Below are 18,432 nucleotides of genomic sequence, written 5' to 3' on the forward strand. Positions count from 1 at the left end.
GTTCGTTCTCATGCAGCCTGAAGCCGACGGGATTTTTCGCGCGCCACCACCTCGCGGGCGAGGCGCAAATAAGCCTGGCTGCCGGCGCATTTCAGGTCGTAGATCAGGGCTGGCTTTCCAAACGACGGGGCCTCGGCCACGCGGACGTTGCGGGGAATAACCGCCTCATAGACCTTGTCGCCGAAATGGTTGCGCACATCGGCGGCGACCTGTCCCGACAGGGTGCTTCGCCGGTCATACATGGTCAGCACCAGGCCCTGGATCTCCAACGTCGGGTTGAGACTCTGGCGTACCATCTCGATCGTCTTCATCAACTGGGTCAGGCCTTCAAGGGCGAAGAACTCGCACTGTAGCGGCACCAGAACGGCGTCCGCTGCGGCCATGGCGTTGAGCGTCAACAGGTTGAGCGACGGCGGGCAGTCTATCAGCACATAGTCATACCGGGTCTGACCCTCGGTCCCTTGCTCCTGTAACGCGTCGCGCAGGCGGAAGGAGCGGCGATCGGCCTGGCTAAGCTCGATTTCGACCCCCGACATGTCGGCGTCGGCGGGCAGGATATCCAGCCCCGGCACTGCGGTCGGCACGGCCGACTCATCGACCGAACGCCCGTCTACAATGACGTCATAGATGGTCACCCGCCGTGTTTCACGTGGAACACCCAGACCGGTGGACGCATTGCCCTGCGGGTCCATGTCGACGATCAGCACCTTTTCGCCGATCGCGGCCAGGGCCGTGCCGAGGTTGATCGCCGTGGTGGTCTTGCCCACCCCGCCCTTCTGATTCGAAACCGCGAGGACGCGAGTCTTACCGGTGTTGAACACGTCGGAGGCTCCGGACGGAAACGATACGGCCACGCGGATCACTGCGCGAGACGGAAAGACCGCTGTCAAACTGCCAGACCTTGCGGGCTTCGATCAACTCAGCCTCGGCCTTTTCCCCCTTGAGAAACAGCCCCTGTGCGCCCCGCTGTAGATATGGCTGTGCATAGCCGAGCAGTCGGTCCATCGGGGCGAGGGCGCGGGCCGTGACGACATCCACCTTGATCTTCTGCTCCTCCGCCCGGCCATTGATCACCGTGGCCCGCAGCGACAGGCCGTCCACCGCCTCCTGAAGGAAGCGACAGCGCTTGCCGAGGCTGTCGATCAGCCAGACATGGCTGTCGGCCTGGTGTTTCATCAGAATGGCCAGCACCAGGCCGGGGAAACCGGCCCCCGCCCCGAGATCGGCCCAGATCTTTGCATTGGGCGCGATCTCCAACAGCTGGGCGGAATCGAAGACGTGGCGGTTCCACACGTCAGGCAGGCTGTCCGGCCCGACGAGGTTCATCACCGCATTGGCCGCGGTGAGTTGCTCAATAAGCGTCCCGAGATCGGCCATTTGCGCCGGGGTGGCGCCGCGCAGGGTCTGAAAATCGGATGGTGTCATGCGACGACGTCTCCTCCCCCTCGTGGGGGAGGGGGACCGTCGGAAGGACGGTGGAGGGGGCTATCCCCCTCCGTCACGCCGAAAGCGCGGCGCGCCACCTCCCCCATGAGGGGGAGGAGACCTGAGAGCGATCCCTTCACGCCGGAACCTTCGTCTTCTTCACATGCGACAGCAGGGCCGTCAGGGCGCCCGGGGTCATGCCCTCGATGCGGCTGGCTTGGCCGAGGGTGCGGGGCTGGACCAGGGTCAGCTTCTCGCGGGCCTCGTTCGAGAGGCTGCCGATGGCGGCGTAGTCAAGGTCGACCGGCAGGGCCAGGGCCTCCTCGCGGCGCAGAGCCTCGGCGTCGGAGGCCTGGCGGTCCAGATAACCGGCATAGCCCGCATCGATCTCGACCTGTTCGCGAACCTGACGCGACCAGCCGGCGATTTCGGCTCGAACGTCCGAAAAGGTCTCCAGCGTCACGCCGGGAAAGGCCAGCAGGTCCCGGATCGAGCGGCGCTGGCCGTCGGCGTTGACGTGGATTCCGAGCGCCGCGGCTTCCTTGGGCGTAAAGACCGTTTCACGTGAAACAGCGGCGGCTTCGGCCAGCTGCGCTGCCTTGGCGCCGAAGGCCGCAGCTCGCGCCGGAGAGACGATCCCGGCCTCAATGGCCAAGGGGGTCAACCGTTGATCGGCGTTGTCTGCCCGCAGGGTCAATCTGTATTCGGCCCGGCTGGTGAACATCCGGTAGGGCTCGGTCACACCGCGGGTGACCAGATCATCAACCATGACGCCGATATAGGCCTGGTCGCGTCCGAGGATGATCGGATCACGTCCGCCCGCGGCCCGGGCGGCGTTGAGCCCGGCCAGCAATCCTTGAGCGCCCGCCTCTTCATAGCCGGTCGTGCCGTTGATCTGGCCGGCCAGATAGAGGCCGGGCCGCTTCTTGACCTCCAGGGCCGGGGTCAGCTCGCGCGGGTCCACATAGTCATACTCGATGGCATAGCCGAAGCGGAACACCTCGACCGCTTCCAGCCCCGGAATGGTGCGCAGGAAGGCCGACTGGGTCGCGTCGGAAACCGAGGTCGAAATGCCGTTGGGATAGACGGTCGGATCGTCCAGCCCCTCGGGTTCGAGGAAAATCTGGTGCGAGCTCTTGTCGGCGAAACGCACCACCTTGTCCTCGATCGAGGGGCAGTAGCGCGGACCGCGTCCCGACAGATGGCCGCCATAGACGGCGCTGTCGCCGAGGTTTTCGGCGATGATCCGGTGGGTGGCCTCGGTCGTCTGGGTCACGCCGCAGGCAATCTGGGGAATGTCGATCCGATCGGTGAGGAAGCTGAACGGAACAGGCTCGTCGTCAGCCGCCTGCATTTCCAGCCGGTCCCAGGCGATGGTGCGGCCATCCAGGCGGGCGGGGGTGCCTGTCTTCAACCGCCCCATCTGCAGGCCCGCGCCGTAGAGGTCCGCGGCAAGTCCGGTGGATGGCGCCTCGCCGTGGCGGCCAGCGGGGATCCGTTGGTCCCCCTTGTGGATGACGCCGTTGAGGAAGGTTCCGGTGGTCAGGACCACAGCCCCGGCGCGTAGTTCAACGCCCTCGCCTGTTACCACACCGACAACGCGCGCGCTGTCCAGGATCAGGCTCTCGGCCGTCCCGGCCATTAGCGTCAGGTTGGGCGTCTGCGCCAGTTCGGCCTGCATCGCCTCGCGATACAGGCGGCGGTCGATCTGGCTCCGCGGCCCCTGAACCGCCGCGCCCTTGGAGCGGTTCAGCAGCCGGAACTGGATGCCCGCCGTGTCGCCGAGCCGGGCCATCAGTCCGTCCATGGCGTCGATCTCGCGCACCAGATGGCCCTTTCCCAGGCCGCCGATAGCCGGGTTGCAGGACATCTCGCCGATGGTCTCGAGCTTCTGGGTCAGAAGTACGGTCCGGGCGCCCGCGCGCGCGGATGCCGCCGCGGCCTCGCAGCCGGCGTGCCCTCCGCCAATGACGATGACATCGAAGTTCAACATGGGAGGCGGGACATAGGGGAAAACAGGCCCAAACGCCACCGGGGCCTGTGTTCTCCACCTGCAATGGGGAGGACACAGCGTTACTTTCCGATGCAGAAGGTCGAGAAGACTTCGCCGAGGATGTCTTCGACGCCGATAGCGCCGGTGACCCGGGCAAGGGCGTCGGCTGCCCGACGGAGGTCGTCGCTGGCCATTTCGGGGGCGACGTCGAGTGCGGTTCGGCCGATCTCGACGGCCGCCAGAGCCTCGGTCAGGCGGCGACGGTGTCTCTCCCGTGTGACCGCCGGGAAATCGGCGCCGGAGAGGTCGCGCGCCAATCGGGCGGCGATCCAATCGTGGAGTGCGGATAACCCCTGCGCGGTCGCGGTGCTCACCGACAGGGTTTCAAATCCGTCCACCTTCGCGGCCGTGCCGAGATCGGCCTTGGTCAGGATCAGCAAATCGCCGGGCCGCGCAAACCCGGCAGCGTCGCCTTCCGCGTCGTCGGGAGCGCGGATCCATAGACGCAGGTCCGCCGCTTCCGCCCGGGCCCGGGCCCGGCGCACGCCCTCGGCCTCGACCATATCGTCGCTGTCGCGCAGCCCGGCTGTGTCGGAAAGCGTCACGGCATAGCCGCCGATGATCAGGTCGGCGTCCAGCACATCCCGGGTCGTCCCGGCGATCGGGGTGACGATCGCCGCCTCGCGGGCGATCAGGGCGTTGAACAGCGATGACTTACCGGCGTTGGTTTCTCCGATCAGGACGATGCGATAACCCTCGCGCACCCGTTCCCCGCGCCGGGCATCGGTGAGAGCCGCCTTGAGGTCAGCGATCAGCACGTCGAGCACCGGGCCGGCCGTCCGGGCCAGATTGTCCGGCACCTCCTCGTCCGGGAAGTCGATCTCGGCCTCGATCAGGGCCAACGCCGTGAGCAGGTCGCGGCGGAACCCGGCGTAGGTCTGGCTCAGGGCGCCGTCGAGCTGGCCGAGCGCCTGGCTGACCTGCGCCGCGGTCTCGGCGTCGATCAGATCGGCCACAGCCTCGGCCTGGGCCAGGTCCATGCGGCCGTTCTCAAACGCCCGGCGGGTGAACTCGCCCGGATCGGCCGGCCGCAGCCCGAGCGCCAACAAAGCCTCGCTCCCCGCCTCGACCACCGCCCGGCCGCCATGCAGATGCAGTTCGGCGCAGTCTTCGCCGGTGTATGAGTTGGGAGCGGGGAAGCGGAGCACAAGAGCCTGGTCGATGGCTCGGCCGTCATGGGCCAGGTTGCGCAGGGAGGCGGCGCGCGGCTTCAGGCCGCCGGCGCCGAGAGCGGTCAAGGCGGCATCTGTTCGGGGTCCGGACAGGCGGAGGATGGCGACGGCGCCCCGGCCCGGCGGGGTGGCGAGGGCGAAGATGGTGCTCATGTCTCCTCCCTGTCGCATGGCGATGGAGAGGTGGCGCGCCGCGCTGGCGGCGTGACGGAGGGGTTGCCAGCGGCGAGTGCGGCCGGGGCCCCTCCACCGCTTCGCGGTCCCCCTCCCCACGCAGTAGGGAGGAGACGGCGTTTCAAGGCTTGACGGCCGCTTCCATCAGTTTGCGGAACTGGTCCTGGGCCTGCATGCCGAAACTGGTCCAGGTCTTCATCAGTTCGTCGGGCTGCATGGCGGCCATTTTCTCGTCCATGCGCCGCTTCATCTCGGCGACGAGATGGTCGTTCAGCGGCTCGACATTGGGCAGACCCAAAAAGGCTCGCGCCTCCTCCGGGGTGCATTCGACCTCGACATTGACCTTCATGCCGCCGCTCCATGTTTCACGTGAAACACGACCGTCCGTACCCGGAGGGTCAGGTGTTCATCGACTGGAAGAAGTCCGCATTGTTCTTGGACTGGCGCAGCTTGTCGATCAGGAATTCGATCGCGTCCTGCGGACCCATCGGGTTGAGGATGCGGCGCAGGACATATGTCTTGGCCAGTTGATCCTTGGGCGTGGTGAGTTCTTCCTTGCGGGTGCCGGACTTGAGCACGTCGATGGCCGGGAAGATGCGCTTGTCGGCGACCTTGCGGTCCAGCACGATTTCCGAGTTACCCGTGCCCTTGAACTCTTCGAAGATCACCTCGTCCATCCGCGAGCCCGTATCGATCAGGGCGGTGGCGATGATGGTCAGGGAGCCGCCCTGCTCCACATTGCGCGCGGCGCCGAAGAAGCGTTTCGGCCGCTGCAGGGCGTTGGCGTCGACGCCGCCGGTCAGAACCTTGCCCGACGACGGGACGGTGGCGTTGTAGGCGCGGCCCAGGCGGGTGATGGAGTCGAGCAGGATCACCACGTCCTTCTTGTGCTCGACAAGACGTTTGGCCTTTTCGATCACCATTTCCGCGACGGCGACGTGGCGGGTGGCGGGCTCATCGAAGGTTGAGGCGATGACCTCGCCCTTCACCGTGCGCTGCATGTCGGTGACTTCCTCGGGTCGTTCGTCGATCAGCAGAACGATCAGGAAGACCTCCGGGTGGTTCTTCTCGATCGATTTGGCGATGTTCTGCAGCATGACCGTCTTGCCGACGCGAGGCGGGGCGACGATCAGGCAGCGCTGACCCTTGCCGAGCGGCGCGACGATGTCGATGACCCGTCCCGAGCGGTCCTTGAGCGTCGGGTCCTGGATTTCCATGTGCAGCCGCTCTTCGGGGTAGAGCGGGGTCAGGTTGTCGAACAGGACCTTGGTCTTGACCGTCTCGGGGTCCTCGAAATTGATCGTGTCGACCTTGAGCAGGGCGAAGTAGCGCTCACCCTCCCGCGGGCCGCGCACGGCGCCGTGGATGGTGTCGCCCGAGCGCAGGCCGAAGCGGCGGATCTGCGACGGCGAGACATAGACATCGTCCGGACCCGGAAGATAATTGACATCCGGGCTGCGTAGGAAGCCGAAGCCGTCGGGCAGGATCTCGAGCACGCCGTCGGCGATGATCTCGACTTCCTCATCGGCCAGGGTCTTGAGGATGGCGAACAGCAGATCCTGTTTGCGCAGATTGCCGGCGTTCTCGATCTCGAGGCTTTCGGCGAAGGCGACCAGGTCTTCCGGCGTCTTCTCGTTCAGCTCCTGCAGGGTGATGCGGCCGTTGGGCACGATCGGCTCGCCGTCGTCATCCTCGTCGCCGGACTCCTGGTCGACCATCGGCAGGTCGGCCGCGGCCAGCTCATTGCCGATCTCCGGGCCAACCTCGGGCGCATCGGCCTCGGGAGTCGCTTCGGTCTCTGGGGTGTCGGTGGCATCGGTCATGGCGTGCAATCAAAAGCATCGCCGCGAGACAGGGCGTCGCGCGGGCGGGAAAATCCAGCGATGTCTGGCCTTGCGGCCGGGTGGGAAAGCGACGGGTCGTCCCGGCGAGGTAGGCGGGCGTCGCGAAGAGAGGAACGGCCCCAGACTCCTGCAGGGCAGTCGCCTTGAGCGAAACCACGCGGCGCCGGCTACGTCAAGCTGAGCGGATCAACCGAAGGTCCACTGCGTCGTCACCGACAGCACCATGACGATGGCGATGACGAACGGGATTTCATTGGTCATGCGCCAGAAGCGGCCAGATTTCGTCGAGGTCCCGGCGCGGATGCGCTTCAGTTCTCCGGCGAGGAACCCGTGCCAGGCCGACAGGGCGATCACGCCGGCCAATTTGGCGACCATCCACGGCTGGGCGAGGAAACCCCAGCCTTCGCCGTACTCGAAGACATGGATGCCGATCATCCAGAGGCCGAAGATCCAGGCCGCGGTCATGGCGGGATTGATGATGATCTTCAGCAGCCGCTGCTGCCAGGTCCGCAGCAGGCCGCGCATCTCCGACCGCAGCGGCTCGGCCTTGTCCGCCTGTTCGGCGTCATAGGCATAGAGGCGCGGCAGGAAAAGCATGCCGGCCATCCAGGCGATGACGGCCAGGATGTGCAGGCCGCGCACAATCTCGAACGTCATGCCGCCCTCCGCTTGCAGGACCGCGGACAGGCCTTCCAGTCCGCCCGGCAACCGGGACCGTAGGGCGCCACGTCCGTCCGCGACAAGGCTTCGACCGCCGCCTCGGCCAGGGTCTGGATGAAGGGCGCGGCGACCCCGACCGCCGGGCTGCGGAGGTAGGGTGTTACGCCGAGATTGTGGGCCAGTTCGGCGTATTCGATGTCCAGCTCGACCAAGGTCTCGATATGCTCCGAGACGAAAGCGACGGGCGCGACGACCACGCCCACGCCGTCGCGCGCGGCCTGTTCGATCGCCTCGATCGTCGAGGGACCCAGCCATTTCATCGGCCCGACCCGGCTCTGGTAGCAGATCGACCAAACGCCTTCAGCCAGTCCCACGCGTTCGGCGATGGCGGCGCAGGTCGTTTCGATCTGCTCCTGATAGGGGTCGCCCTTCTTCGCGATCAGGCTTTCGGGAATGCCGTGCGCCGAGAACAGGACGCGGACGGGCCGGTCGCCGGCGTCGGCCAGTTTCGCCCTCACGCCGTCGGCCTGGGCCTCGATCCAGCCGGGAGCCTCAGGGTAGCAACAAACGGTCCGGCTGCCGCCCGGCCCTGTGTAGGCCTCTTGCCAAGCCTTCAGTGAGGACTGGGTCGTCGTGGTTGAGAACTGCGGATAGAGCGGCAGGAGCACGATCTCGTCCGGGGCGAAGGCGGCGACCTCGGTGGCGGTCTCCTCGCTCAGGGGCGACCAGTAGCGCATGGCGACGAAAGTCCGGACCGTGTCGCCGGGCAGGCGGCTCGACAGGACCTCGGCCAAGGCGGCGGCCTGTTTGCGGGTCTCCGCCAGCAGGGGCGAACCACCGCCCATCAGGGCGTAGTTGGCCTGAGACGATGCCTCGCGGCGACTGGAGATCAGGTGCGCCAGCAGCGTGCGGAACGGATTGGGCAGGCCGATGATGGCCGGGTCGCGGAACAGGTTGAACAGGAAGGGTTTGACCGAGGCCTGGTCGTCTGGACCGCCAAGGTTGAACAGCACCACCGCGATGCGGCGGCCGTTCAGGGGGCCGTTCATTGGGCGCCGATCCGCTTCAGCACCTGTTCGACATGATTGATCGGCACGTCGGGGAGGATGCCGTGGCCGAGGTTGAAGATCCACGGCCCCTGCCCCCAGGCTTCGAGCAGCTGGTCGACGCGGCGGTCCAGCATCGGTCCGCCGGCGCGCAGCAACAGCGGGTCCAGCGCGCCCTGGATCGGCTTGATCGCCTGCACGCGCTTGCCGACCTCAAGCGGACAGGCGGTGTCAAGCGCCACGGCCTGAACGTCCACCTCGGCCGCATAGCGTTCCGCCAGAGCTGCGGAGCCGCGCGGGAAGCCGATCAGAGGTACGGTGACGCCCAGCTCCCGCACCCGCCGCACGAGTTTCTGATGCGGCCGCAGGACCAGGCTTTTGAACAGGTCGTCCGGCAGGCCCTCCGCCCAGCTTTCGAAGATCTTGAGCACCTGGGCGCCGGCGTCGGCCTGCATCTTCAGATAATGCGCCGTGGCCTCGACCAGAACGTCCAGCAGGGCGGCAACCTTGTCCGGTTCGGCATAGGCATAGGTCCGGGCCTGGGCGCGCTCTCCCTTGCCGATGGTCCGCGCCGCACCGTCCAGCATATAGGTGGCAACGGTCCACGGGGCCCCGGCGAACCCGATCAGGGCGCGTTCGGGCTCCAGCTCTGCGCGCACCAGAGACAGGGTCTGGCCGACCTGTTTCAGGGCCTCTCCGGCCCCCGCGGTCAGATCGCGCATGGCCTCGACCGGCGGCAGGATGCCCAGCCTCGGGCCCTCGCCCGCCTCGAACCAGACCTCCTGGCCTAGGGCCTGGGGGATCAGCAGGATGTCGGCGAAGACGATGGCAGCGTCGAAGCCGAACCGCCGCATCGGCTGTAGCGTCGCCTCGGCGGCTTTCTCGGGATTGAGGCAGAAGGCGATGAAGTCAGGCGTCGTGGCCCTGAGCGCGCGGTATTCCGGCAGGTAGCGCCCGGCCTGACGCATGAACCAGACGGGCGGCCGGGCTGTCGCCTCGCCGGCGAGAACCTTGAGCAACAGGGGGGCGTCGGGGGAGACAGTCATCTGACCCCGGTCCTACCGGGCGCCCCGGTCCCGCTCAAGCCCGTCCCGTGTCGCACCCTTCCAATCCTTCTCAAGAAAAGAGTCTTGAGATTTGGAAGTAGAAGGCAGGGCCGGGGATGAGGGGGACAAGTCCGGCGTCTCGACCGGTCACGGACGGGTTTTCCGCAAACCGTCACAAGCCGTGGGAAGGGTCTCCACCGGGCTGGTGAAAGCGGGGATAAATCCTAACGAGGCCTTAACAGCGGGTTTTGCGGCGCGGCTGGCGGCTGGGGGTCTGGGCGCCGTTAACCTCTCGTTAAGGATCTCCACAGGGGAGCGGGCGGCGGCGGCCAGCCTTGGGATGAATGGCGCCGTGATATCGGATCCCATCCACCTCTGTCCCCGCTCGCGGCCCGCGTCCGGTCCCGCTATAGGTAAAGGGTGCCCTCTTCGCCGCTGATGGCGCCCCAATGGCGCCCGGGCCCGTCCACAGGAGTTTCGCAATCATGGACAGCCGCCGATGACGCCGGGTTCGTCCAGCCCGGGCCGCGCCTCAGGCCCGCTGCGGCTGGCGACCTATTTCCACGTCCATCTGGTCTCGGACTCCACTGGCGAGACTCTGAACGCCATGGCCAAGGCGGTGGTGGCCCGCTTCGACGGGGTTATTCCGATCGAGCATATCTACGCCCTCGTCCGCTCCAGCAAACAGATGGATCGGGTGCTGGAGGAAGTCGCCGCATCGCCGGGCGTGGTGCTGCACACCCTGGTGGACCGGGAGCTACGCGAACAACTCGAGGAGGGGTGCCGCAAGCTGGACATGCCCCAGATCGCGGCGCTGGACCCGTTGGTCGGCGCCCTGTCGCGGTATTTGGGCGCGGCTCTGTCGACCCGGGTGGGCGCCCAGCACGCTCTGGACACGGACTACTTCAACCGCATCGCCGCCCTCGACTACGCCATGGCCCATGACGACGGCCAGGGCACGGCGGTCCAGCTGGAAGGCGCCGACGTCGTCCTCTGCGGGGTCAGCCGCACCTCCAAGACCCCGACCTGCATCTATCTGGCCCACCGGGGCATCCGCGCTGCCAATGTGCCGCTGGTGCCGGGTCAGGAGGACGGCGAACGCCTCGTCGGGCTGAAGAATCCGCTGGTGGTCGGCCTGACGGTGTCGCCGGACCGGCTGGTGCAGATCCGCAAGAACCGGCTGGACGGACTGAATGCCAACCGGGCCAGCGCCTATGTCGACCATGACGCGGTGCGCGAGGAGACGGTCAGGGCGCGGCGGGCGTTCGAGCGACGCGGCTGGCCCGTCATCGACGTGACCCGCCGTTCGGTCGAGGAGACGGCGGCGGCCATCATCAACCTGTTGAACGAACGCCGGACCCGGCGGCTGGGGGCGGCCTGGTGACTATGTGCTCAGAGCGGCTGATTCTCGCGTCGAAGAGCGCGGCGCGCCGTGCGATGCTGACGGACTCCGGCGTGCCTTTCTCGGTCACGGTCGCCGATGTGGACGAAGATGCGGTCAAGGCCGCGCACGATCCGGCTGACGCCGCGGGGCTGGCGGTCGAGCTGGCCCGGGTCAAGGCGCTGGCGGTGTCGCGCCACGACACCGACGCCTGGGTTCTCGGGGCGGACCAGACCCTGTCCTTCGATGGCGGGCTGGTGTCGAAGGCCGGTTCACTGGCGGCGGCGCGGGCGCGGCTCATGGCCATGAAGGGAAAACCCCACCAGCTGCATTCCGGCGCGGCCCTGGCCCGCAATGGCCAGATCGTCTGGTCGGGGGTGGATACAGCGACGATGCGGGTGCGGGCCTTTTCAGACGCCTTCCTCGACGCCTACCTCGCGGCCGAGGGCGAGGGGCTGCTGGCCTGCGTCGGCTCATACCGGCTGGAAGGCATGGGTTCCCAGCTGTTCGAGGCAGTGGAGGGCGACTATTTCACCGTGCTTGGCTTGCCGCTGTGGCCGGTGCTGGCCGAGCTCCGCCGGGCCGGGGTGCTGAAGTCATGACGATTCTGGCGGGCGTCGCGGGCCGGCCCATCGCCCATTCGCTCAGCCCGTTGATCCACACAACCTGGATCAAGACGGCGGAGCTGGACGCCGAGTATCGCGCCTTTGGGCCGGAGGATGGGGCGGGCTTCGCCGCCCTGGTCACGGATGGGCGCGCCGGGCGGCTGCGGGGTCTGAACGTCACCGCCCCGTTCAAGGAATTGGCGCTGGCGCTGGCGGACGATGCGAGCGCGACAGCCCGGAAATGCGGGTCAGCCAATCTGCTGCTGTTCCAGGATGGCCGGGTCTGGGCCGAAAGCACCGACGGGGCGGGTCTGATCGGGGCGCTGGCGGAACAGGCCCCGGAACTGGATGTCAGGGGTCAATCGGTGGTGCTGCTGGGCGCGGGCGGTGCGGCGCGGGCGGCGGTCGCGGCGCTGAAGGCGGCCGGCGCGGATGTCGGGGTGCTGAACCGGACCCGCGCTCGCGCCGAGGCCCTGACGGCGGATCTCGGCGTCACGGTGGTTGAGGCGAGGGCTCTGAATGAGGCCGCACTGGTGATAAACGCCCTGAGCGTGCCGCCCGATATCGAAGTGTCCCGGCTACGGGACGACGCGGTTTTGATGGACATGACCTACCGACCGCTGCTCACCCCCTTCCTGCTGCAGGGTCGGAGCCGGGGTCTGACCACGGTGGATGGTCTGGCCATGCTGATCGGGCAGGCGCGGCCGTCGTTCCGCGTGATCTTCGGGATCGAGCCTCCTCCGATCGATGTCCGGACCGAGGCCCTCACGGCGCTGGGAGAGGCGCCATGATCGTGCTCGGCCTGACCGGCTCCATCGGCATGGGCAAGTCGACGACGACGGCCATGTTCGCCGACGCCGGCGCCATGGTCTGGAACGCCGACGACGCCGTGCACCGACTCTACGCCAAGGGCGGGGCGGCCGTCGGGCCGGTGGGCAAGGCCTTTCCCGGCGTGGTCGTGGCCGGCGCGATCGACCGGACCCGGCTGGCGGAAGCTCTCGGGCAAGACGGTGAGGCTTTCCGGCGGCTGGAGGCGATCGTCCATCCTCTCGTGCTGAAGGGTCGGCTTGAGAATCTGACGGCTGCCGAGGCGGGAGGCGTGAAACTGGCGGTGCTGGACATCCCCCTGCTGTTCGAGACTGGCGGGAACGTAGCCGTGGACGCCGTCGTGGTCGTGACCGCCCCGGCCGCGGTCCAGACGGCGCGGGTGCTGGCCCGGCCGGGCATGACCGGCGAGCGGTTCGAGGCCATTCTGGCGCGCCAGCTGCCCGATACCGAAAAGCGCCGCCGCGCGGATTTTGTCATCGACACCGGCGCCGGGCTTGAGGCGGCCCGGGCGCGAGTGAACGAAATCGTGGGGATGGTTCTGGCCGAGGGGTGGACGCCGCCCCGGCGTGCTCTTCCGCACGGCGACGAACGGTCTCATTAAGGGTCGATGTCGCGCGAAATTGTCCTCGATACCGAAACCACCGGCTTCGACCCTCGCACGGGCGACCGGATGATCGAGGTCGGCTGTATCGAGATCGAGGATCTGCTGCCGACGGGCCGGACCTTCCACCGGCTGATCCATCCCGAGCGGCTGATCCCGGCCGACGCCATCCGCGTGCACGGCATCACCGATGAGAAGGTCCGGGACGCGCCCAAATTCGCCGAGATCGTCATCGACCTGTGCGACTTCATCGGCGACGCCCCGATCATCGCCCACAACGCCCAGTTCGACCGCAATTTCATCGATCACGAGTTCGGCCGCTGCGGCCGGGTCCTGTTTCCTGAGGACCGCTGGATCGACACCCTGAAACTGGCCCAGACGCGGTTTCCCGGCATGGCCAATTCGCTGGACGCCCTGTGCAAGCGGTTCAAGGTCTCGCTCGTCGAACGCACCCTGCACGGCGCCCTGATCGACGCCCGGTTGCTGGCCGAGGTCTATCTGGAGCTCAAGGGCGGCAAGGAACGCCGGCTGGACCTGTCAGCCTCGCGGTCGGTGACGGCTGCGGCGGCGGCTGTGGCCGCCCAGGGCTATGGACCGCGACCCCGGCCCCTTCCGGTCCGGACCACTGGGGCCGAACAGGCGATGCATCTCGCTTTCTTGCAAGTGAACCTGAAAGACCGGTCGCTGTGGGAAGCCTATGGGCTGGACATGGAAAAGGCGTCCGCTGCCTGACCAACGCTTCTTCGCAGGTCGTCGTCCAGGATCAGGCCTGACCGGCTTCCGCTGGTCCCCGCGCGATCGACTGCTGGCGGGCGACATAGATGCCGGCGAAGTCGATCGGGTCCAGCATGAAGGGCGGGTAGAAGCCGCCGTCCGAGGTCGCGCGGGCGATGATCTCGCGGGCGAACGGGAACAGATAGCGTGGGCATTCGATCAGCAGCAGCGGCTCAATGTCCTGCTCGGGCACGCCGTGCAGGGCGAACAGGCCACCGTACAGCAGTTCGACATTGAACACGGTCATGGCGTCGGTGGTGGCCTTGATGGTCAGGCGCAGATCGACCTCAAACAGGCCGTCGGGACGGCCCTGGGCGTTCATCTCGACGCCCATGTCGATGGCTGGCTTGCCGTCGATGCGCAGGCTGTCGGGGGCCTTGGGGTTCTCGAAGGACAGATCCTTGACGTACTGGGCCACAATGCGGAAGCCGGGGGTCGGCGGGCCCTGGGGTCCGGTGTCGGCGGTGTTGGCGTCGGCGGGAGGTGCGGCGTCGGTCATCGATCGGGTCTGTCTGAAAGAGTGGTCAGCGCCGGAATAAGGCGCCGGGAAGGCGCGGCGACTAGCACGAGGCGCCGGGTGCGGCAACGATGCTCGCCGTCCGACAGGCGCGGTTCAGGTTGCGCGTCCCTATATCAGCCCCTAATCGTCTGTCGTCGCGTCCGGTCACCTTGCCGGCCGCCAGTCAAGGTTTGCCAGTGCCGCCGGTTCAGATCCAGATCATCATCTTCGCCGTCATCGCGGCCGTGGTCCTGTTCCAGCTCTATAATGTGCTGGGCAAGAAGGTCGGCCGTCAGCCGGAAGAGGACGCTCGCTCCAAACCCGTCGCGACGCCGACCGCGACCGCGCCGGACCAGCCCGCCGGCCGGCCCCATGTGCTCGACGCCGTCACCCTGGCTTCGATCGCCGGTCTGAAAGCGCGCGATCCCGCCTTTGACCCGCTGCGCTTCCTGGAGGGCGCGCGTCAGGCGCATGAGACCATTGTCCGCGCCTACGCCGCCGGCGACCGCGATACGCTGAAGCCGCTGCTGACCCCGACCGTCATGGCCTCGTTCGAGGCCGGTATCGCCGCGCGGGAGACCCGGGGCGAGACCGAAGTCGCAGAATTCCTCCATCCCGCCCGCGCCGATCTGGAGCAGGCCTCCGCCGAGGAGAACCGGGCCACGGCCAAGGTCCGTTTCCTGGCTGAACTGCGCAATACGGTGACCTCTCCCGATGCCGCCGCCGGCCCCCAGATCGAGGAACGCCGCGTCGCCGAACTGTGGACCTTTGAGCGAACCCTCGGCGCCAGCGATCCCAACTGGGTGCTGGCCCGCACCGAACCCGCCGCGGCATGATCAGCGGCGGCGCGCGCCGTCGGGGATGCTCCGCGAAGGCCGCCCTTGTCGGCCTCGCCCTGACGCTCGCCGCCTGCGCCACGACGCCCATAGCCCCGCCGGTTCCGCCGGAGATCGGGACGGAGGCGCCCGCTCTTCCTCCCCCACCCGGCCCCGCCCCGGCTTTGGAGGGGCAAAGCCCGGCGACCCTCCCCGGCTGGAATGACGAGGACCATCTGGCCGCCTTCGAGGCCTGGGCCGACAGTTGCCGTGTCGCGCGCGACGCCGCGTCCCGGACCCAGTGCGACCGGGCCATGCACATAAAACAGACCTCGAAACCGGTGACGCCCTCGGCGGCCCGCGCCTTCTTCGAGAGCGGCTTTGTCGTGGTGGCGGCGCAGACGGCGGACGGCGGACCGGGGCTGTTGACGGCCTATTTCGCGCCTGAGTACGCCGCCCGCCGCGCCCCCGACGCCGAGTTCAACATGCCCGTCCTGCCGCGTCCGACGGGCTGGACACGGGGTCAGGTTCTGCCGGTGCGCGCCGACATCGAGGGCGTGCCGCCCACGGACGCGCTCGCCTGGATGCGGGCCGAAGACCTGTTCTTTATGCAGATCCAGGGCTCGGGTTATCTGACCTTTGAGGACGGAACCCGGGCCCGCGCCGCCTATGCCGCCGACAACGGCCGGCCCTTCACCGGCATCGCCCGGCCGATGGCGGAACAAGGGTTGTTGCCGGCCAATGGAACCTCGGGCGAGGCCATTCGCGCCTGGCTGGCGGCCCACCGGGGACAGGAGGCGCGGGCGATGATGGCGCGGAACCCCCGCTACATCTTCTTCGCCGTAGACCCCGATGACGGCGGCCATCCAAACGGGGCGGCGGGGATTCCCCTGATCGCCCGGCGCTCCATCGCTATCGACCCGGCCCACTGGCGCTATGGCGACCTGGTGTGGATTTCAGCCGACGGCGGCAATCTGCGCGGCGCGCGGGCCAGCTATCAAGGTCTGGTCGTGGCGCTGGACACCGGCTCCGCCATCCGCGGCCCGGTCCGCGCCGACTTCTATATGGGCCGCGGCGCGGCAGCGGGCGAGGAGGCGGGCGCGGTGCGCCATCCACTCAGGATGTGGCGGCTGGTTCCGCGGGGATCGGCGAACTGATCTCCTCTGCTGTCGTCATTCCGGGCGAAGCGTAGCGAAGACCCGAAACCCAGCGGCGCGCGAGAGCGCGAAACTGTCGGGAGCACGTCAAGGAGGACGGCCAGTATTTCGCCGCCGTCGCGGCGCCGCTGGGTTCCGGGTCTCCGAGCCGCTGCGCGTCTCTCCGCCCGGAATGACGATAGCGGGGAGAATTTTGTGCGGCTGCGCTCAGAATGTGGCGACGGATCCAAGAATCTCGTTTCTCCGCGAGACAGCAGATTCGAAATCGTCTGGCGAGCGAAGCCTCAACCCGAGGCGATTGCCGTCATGGGAATGCACGATCAGGAATTCCCGGAAACCCGTTCGCCGGCGTTCGAGGTAGTGAATCCCCTTGAGCGGCGTTCGTATTTCCAGCTCCGACCCCCAGGGCGGGACCAGGAGATACCAGGGAAGCTGGAGGTTGAGGATCAGTTCGCGGTCCGTGACTGCGACCATGAGACAGTTGTTCGCACCAGTCGACGCACCCAGAAAACGACTGTCGTTCCAGCCTGAGGCCCATCCTTCGAAGAAGGTGCTGCGCTCCGGAGGTTTGGTGAAGACCGGCTTCCCGGTGGACAGGTGATGCAGCATGGACATCACAATCCGCCCACCGATCCAGAAGATCGGGAAGAGGAAAACCCAGTTCGGAATGGGGGGAAGACTCACCGCCGCCTCAGCCCCCCCAGCAGCCCCCGCAACAGTTCCCGGGTGATCGTGCTTCCCGCCGTGCGCAGGACCGACTTGGTCGCCGCCTCGATCGGGGTTTCGCGGGTTGAGCGGCGCGGCGCCGCGCGGGGGCGGGCGGCTTCGCGGTCGTAGCGGGCCTGTTCGCGGGCTTCCAGCTTCTCGCGGGCGGCCGCAGCCTTTTCGGCCTCCTTCGCGGCCAAGGCGTCGGCCTTCGCGCGGGCCTCGGTCAGTTTGGCGTCGGCGGCGTCCTGATCGGCCTCGCCACGGCGGGCGGCGAGAACCTCCTCGGCGGATTCCCGGTCTATAACGGCCTCATACAGGCCGCGCACCGGGCTGGCGGCCATGACGGCGGCGCGTTCGGCGTCGGTGGCGGGGCCGAGGCGGCTGTCGGGCGGACGGATCATGGTGCGGGCGACGATATTGGGCGCGCCCTTCTCGTCCAGCGTCGAGACCAGGGCCTCGCCGACGCCCAGACCCTGGATGGCTTCGGCGGTGTCGAAGGCCGGGTTCGGCCGGAAGCTGTCGGACGCCGCCTTCAGCCCGCGCTGTTCCGCGGGGGTGTAGGCGCGCAGGGCATGCTGGATGCGGTTGCCCAGCTGGGCCAGGACGCTGTCGGGAATGTCGGCCGGGTTCTGGGTGACGAAATAGACGCCGACGCCCTTGGAGCGGATCAGGCGAACGACCTGTTCGACCTTTTCACGCAGGGCGTCGGGCGTGTCGTTGAAAAGCAGATGGGCCTCGTCGAAGAAGAAGACCAGGCGCGGCTTTTCGGGGTCGCCGACCTCGGGCAGCTGTTCGAACAGCTCCGAAAGCAGCCACAGCAGAAAGGCGGCGTACAGGCGCGGGCTGTTCATCAGCCTGGTGGCGTCGAGGATGTTGACCTGCCCCCGGCCGTCCAGGCCGGTGCGCATCATGTCTTCCAGCTTGAGCGCCGGCTCACCGAAGAAGGCCTTGCCGCCCTGCTGCTCCAGCTGAAGGATGGCGCGCTGGATCGAGGCGATCGAGGCCGGAGCGACATTGCCGACCTCGCGGCCGATGCGGTCGGCATTTTCGCCGACATGGACGAGCATGGCGCGCAGGTCGTCGAGGTCGAGCAGCAGCAGGCCCTCCTTGTCGGCGACATGGAAGATGACCGACAGCACCCCTTCCTGCACGTCGTTGAGGTTCAGCATCCGGGCCAGCAGCAACGGCCCGATCTCGCTGACGGTGGTGCGGATCGGATGCCCCTTGAGGCCGTACAGATCCCAGAACACCACCGGCGCGGCCCTGGGCTGCAGCGTCAGCCCCATGCCGGCGGCGCGAGCCAGCAGCTTCTCGTTCGGGGAGCCCGGCATGCAGATGCCCGACAGGTCGCCTTTCACATCGGCGGCGAAGACCGGCACCCCGGCGTCTGAAAAGCCCTGGGCCATGATCTGAAGCGTGACCGTCTTGCCGGTGCCGGTCGCGCCGGCGACCACGCCGTGCCGGTTGGCACGCTGGAACAGCAGATGCTCGGGCTTGTCAGCTCCGTTGTCCGAGGACTGGCCGAGAAACAGGCCGGGGGTGGCGTCGGGCATGGCAGGCTCCGTTGACAGTCCTCCACCCTCCCTCGCCGAAGGCGTGGCGACAAGACAGCGATTGACGTGAACGCCAATTGTCCGACCATGG

At 67.6% G+C, this 18,432-nt stretch carries 19 protein-coding genes; 7 read left to right on the top strand and 12 right to left on the bottom strand.

What is annotated here, in order from left to right; genetic code table 11:
* Positions 1–8: 8 nt before the first annotated feature.
* The 9 genes from Q8K49_RS13965 to hemE form a co-directional block, all read right to left on the bottom strand.
* The gene (locus tag Q8K49_RS13965) at positions 9–821 is read right to left on the bottom strand and encodes a ParA family protein (RefSeq protein ID WP_305306699.1); all 813 of its coding nucleotides are present in this window, start codon (positions 819–821) and stop codon (positions 9–11) included.
* A complete protein-coding gene (rsmG, locus tag Q8K49_RS13970; protein WP_305306700.1) occupies positions 805–1,425 on the bottom strand; it encodes a 16S rRNA (guanine(527)-N(7))-methyltransferase RsmG in 621 nt (206 codons plus the stop codon). Before rsmG ends, Q8K49_RS13965 begins: the two co-directional genes overlap by 17 nt.
* Positions 1,426–1,561: 136 nt before the next feature.
* A complete protein-coding gene (gene mnmG, locus Q8K49_RS13975) occupies positions 1,562–3,418 on the bottom strand; it encodes a tRNA uridine-5-carboxymethylaminomethyl(34) synthesis enzyme MnmG (RefSeq protein WP_305306701.1) in 1,857 nt (618 codons plus the stop codon).
* An 80-nt stretch (positions 3,419–3,498) separates the two neighbouring features.
* On the bottom strand, positions 3,499–4,803 hold the full coding sequence (gene mnmE, locus Q8K49_RS13980) for a tRNA uridine-5-carboxymethylaminomethyl(34) synthesis GTPase MnmE (RefSeq protein ID WP_305306702.1): 1,305 nt from the start codon (positions 4,801–4,803) through the stop codon (positions 3,499–3,501).
* A 142-nt stretch (positions 4,804–4,945) separates the two neighbouring features.
* A complete protein-coding gene (locus tag Q8K49_RS13985) occupies positions 4,946–5,173 on the bottom strand; it encodes a DUF6489 family protein (protein WP_305306703.1) in 228 nt (75 codons plus the stop codon).
* 49 nt (positions 5,174–5,222) lie between these two features.
* On the bottom strand, positions 5,223–6,647 hold the full coding sequence (rho, locus tag Q8K49_RS13990) for a transcription termination factor Rho (RefSeq protein ID WP_305306704.1): 1,425 nt from the start codon (positions 6,645–6,647) through the stop codon (positions 5,223–5,225).
* A gap of 207 nt (positions 6,648–6,854) precedes the next feature.
* Entirely contained in the window at positions 6,855–7,325 is a 471-nt protein-coding gene (locus Q8K49_RS13995) for a CopD family protein (protein WP_305306705.1), read from the bottom strand.
* Positions 7,322–8,377 (bottom strand): ferrochelatase, encoded by a 1,056-nt coding sequence (gene hemH / locus Q8K49_RS14000; RefSeq protein WP_305306706.1) that lies wholly within the window; start codon positions 8,375–8,377, stop codon positions 7,322–7,324. Before hemH ends, Q8K49_RS13995 begins: the two co-directional genes overlap by 4 nt.
* Entirely contained in the window at positions 8,374–9,420 is a 1,047-nt protein-coding gene (hemE, locus tag Q8K49_RS14005) for a uroporphyrinogen decarboxylase (protein WP_305306707.1), read from the bottom strand. Before hemE ends, hemH begins: the two co-directional genes overlap by 4 nt.
* 499 nt (positions 9,421–9,919) lie before the next feature.
* Between hemE and Q8K49_RS14010 the strand changes: the two genes are divergently transcribed.
* The 5 genes from Q8K49_RS14010 to dnaQ are packed head-to-tail and all read left to right on the top strand — an operon-like array spanning position 9,920 to position 13,567.
* Complete coding sequence (locus Q8K49_RS14010) at positions 9,920–10,804, top strand: pyruvate, water dikinase regulatory protein (RefSeq protein WP_305306708.1); 885 nt, start codon at positions 9,920–9,922, stop codon at positions 10,802–10,804.
* A gap of 2 nt (positions 10,805–10,806) precedes the next feature.
* Positions 10,807–11,403, top strand: coding sequence for a nucleoside triphosphate pyrophosphatase (locus tag Q8K49_RS14015; RefSeq protein ID WP_305306769.1), 597 nt, complete (start codon positions 10,807–10,809; stop codon positions 11,401–11,403).
* On the top strand, positions 11,400–12,197 hold the full coding sequence (locus Q8K49_RS14020) for a shikimate dehydrogenase (RefSeq protein WP_305306709.1): 798 nt from the start codon (positions 11,400–11,402) through the stop codon (positions 12,195–12,197). Before Q8K49_RS14015 ends, Q8K49_RS14020 begins: the two co-directional genes overlap by 4 nt.
* Positions 12,194–12,835 (top strand): dephospho-CoA kinase, encoded by a 642-nt coding sequence (gene coaE, locus Q8K49_RS14025; RefSeq protein WP_305306710.1) that lies wholly within the window; start codon positions 12,194–12,196, stop codon positions 12,833–12,835. Before Q8K49_RS14020 ends, coaE begins: the two co-directional genes overlap by 4 nt.
* A 6-nt stretch (positions 12,836–12,841) precedes the next feature.
* Entirely contained in the window at positions 12,842–13,567 is a 726-nt protein-coding gene (gene dnaQ / locus Q8K49_RS14030; protein ID WP_305306711.1) for a DNA polymerase III subunit epsilon, read from the top strand.
* 31 nt (positions 13,568–13,598) lie between these two features.
* On the opposite strand, the gene secB is transcribed toward dnaQ, so the two are convergent.
* A complete protein-coding gene (gene secB, locus Q8K49_RS14035; protein WP_305306712.1) occupies positions 13,599–14,108 on the bottom strand; it encodes a protein-export chaperone SecB in 510 nt (169 codons plus the stop codon).
* Positions 14,109–14,299: 191 nt separating this feature from the next.
* On the opposite strand from secB, the gene timA reads away from it, so the two are divergent.
* Together timA and Q8K49_RS14045 are read left to right on the top strand one after the other, a co-directional pair.
* Positions 14,300–14,944: a TIM44-related membrane protein TimA gene (gene timA, locus Q8K49_RS14040; protein ID WP_305306713.1), complete on the top strand. Its 645-nt coding sequence runs from the start codon at positions 14,300–14,302 to the stop codon at positions 14,942–14,944.
* Entirely contained in the window at positions 14,941–16,080 is a 1,140-nt protein-coding gene (locus Q8K49_RS14045; protein WP_305306714.1) for an MltA domain-containing protein, read from the top strand. The genes timA and Q8K49_RS14045 overlap by 4 nt, the downstream gene beginning before the upstream one ends.
* A gap of 207 nt (positions 16,081–16,287) precedes the next feature.
* Here the strand turns inward: Q8K49_RS14045 and Q8K49_RS14050 are convergent, their stop codons facing one another.
* Together Q8K49_RS14050 and Q8K49_RS14055 are read right to left on the bottom strand one after the other, a co-directional pair.
* Positions 16,288–16,764 (bottom strand): hypothetical protein, encoded by a 477-nt coding sequence (locus Q8K49_RS14050; RefSeq protein ID WP_305306715.1) that lies wholly within the window; start codon positions 16,762–16,764, stop codon positions 16,288–16,290.
* Positions 16,761–18,341 carry a helicase HerA-like domain-containing protein gene (locus tag Q8K49_RS14055; protein ID WP_305306716.1) on the bottom strand — a complete coding sequence of 527 codons (1,581 nt, stop codon included), beginning with the start codon at positions 18,339–18,341 and terminating at the stop codon, positions 16,761–16,763. The genes Q8K49_RS14050 and Q8K49_RS14055 overlap by 4 nt, the downstream gene beginning before the upstream one ends.
* Between the last annotated feature and the right edge of the window lie 91 nt (positions 18,342–18,432).

It is taken from the genome of Brevundimonas sp. (genome assembly GCF_030682035.1).
GTDB lineage: Bacteria > Pseudomonadota > Alphaproteobacteria > Caulobacterales > Caulobacteraceae > Brevundimonas.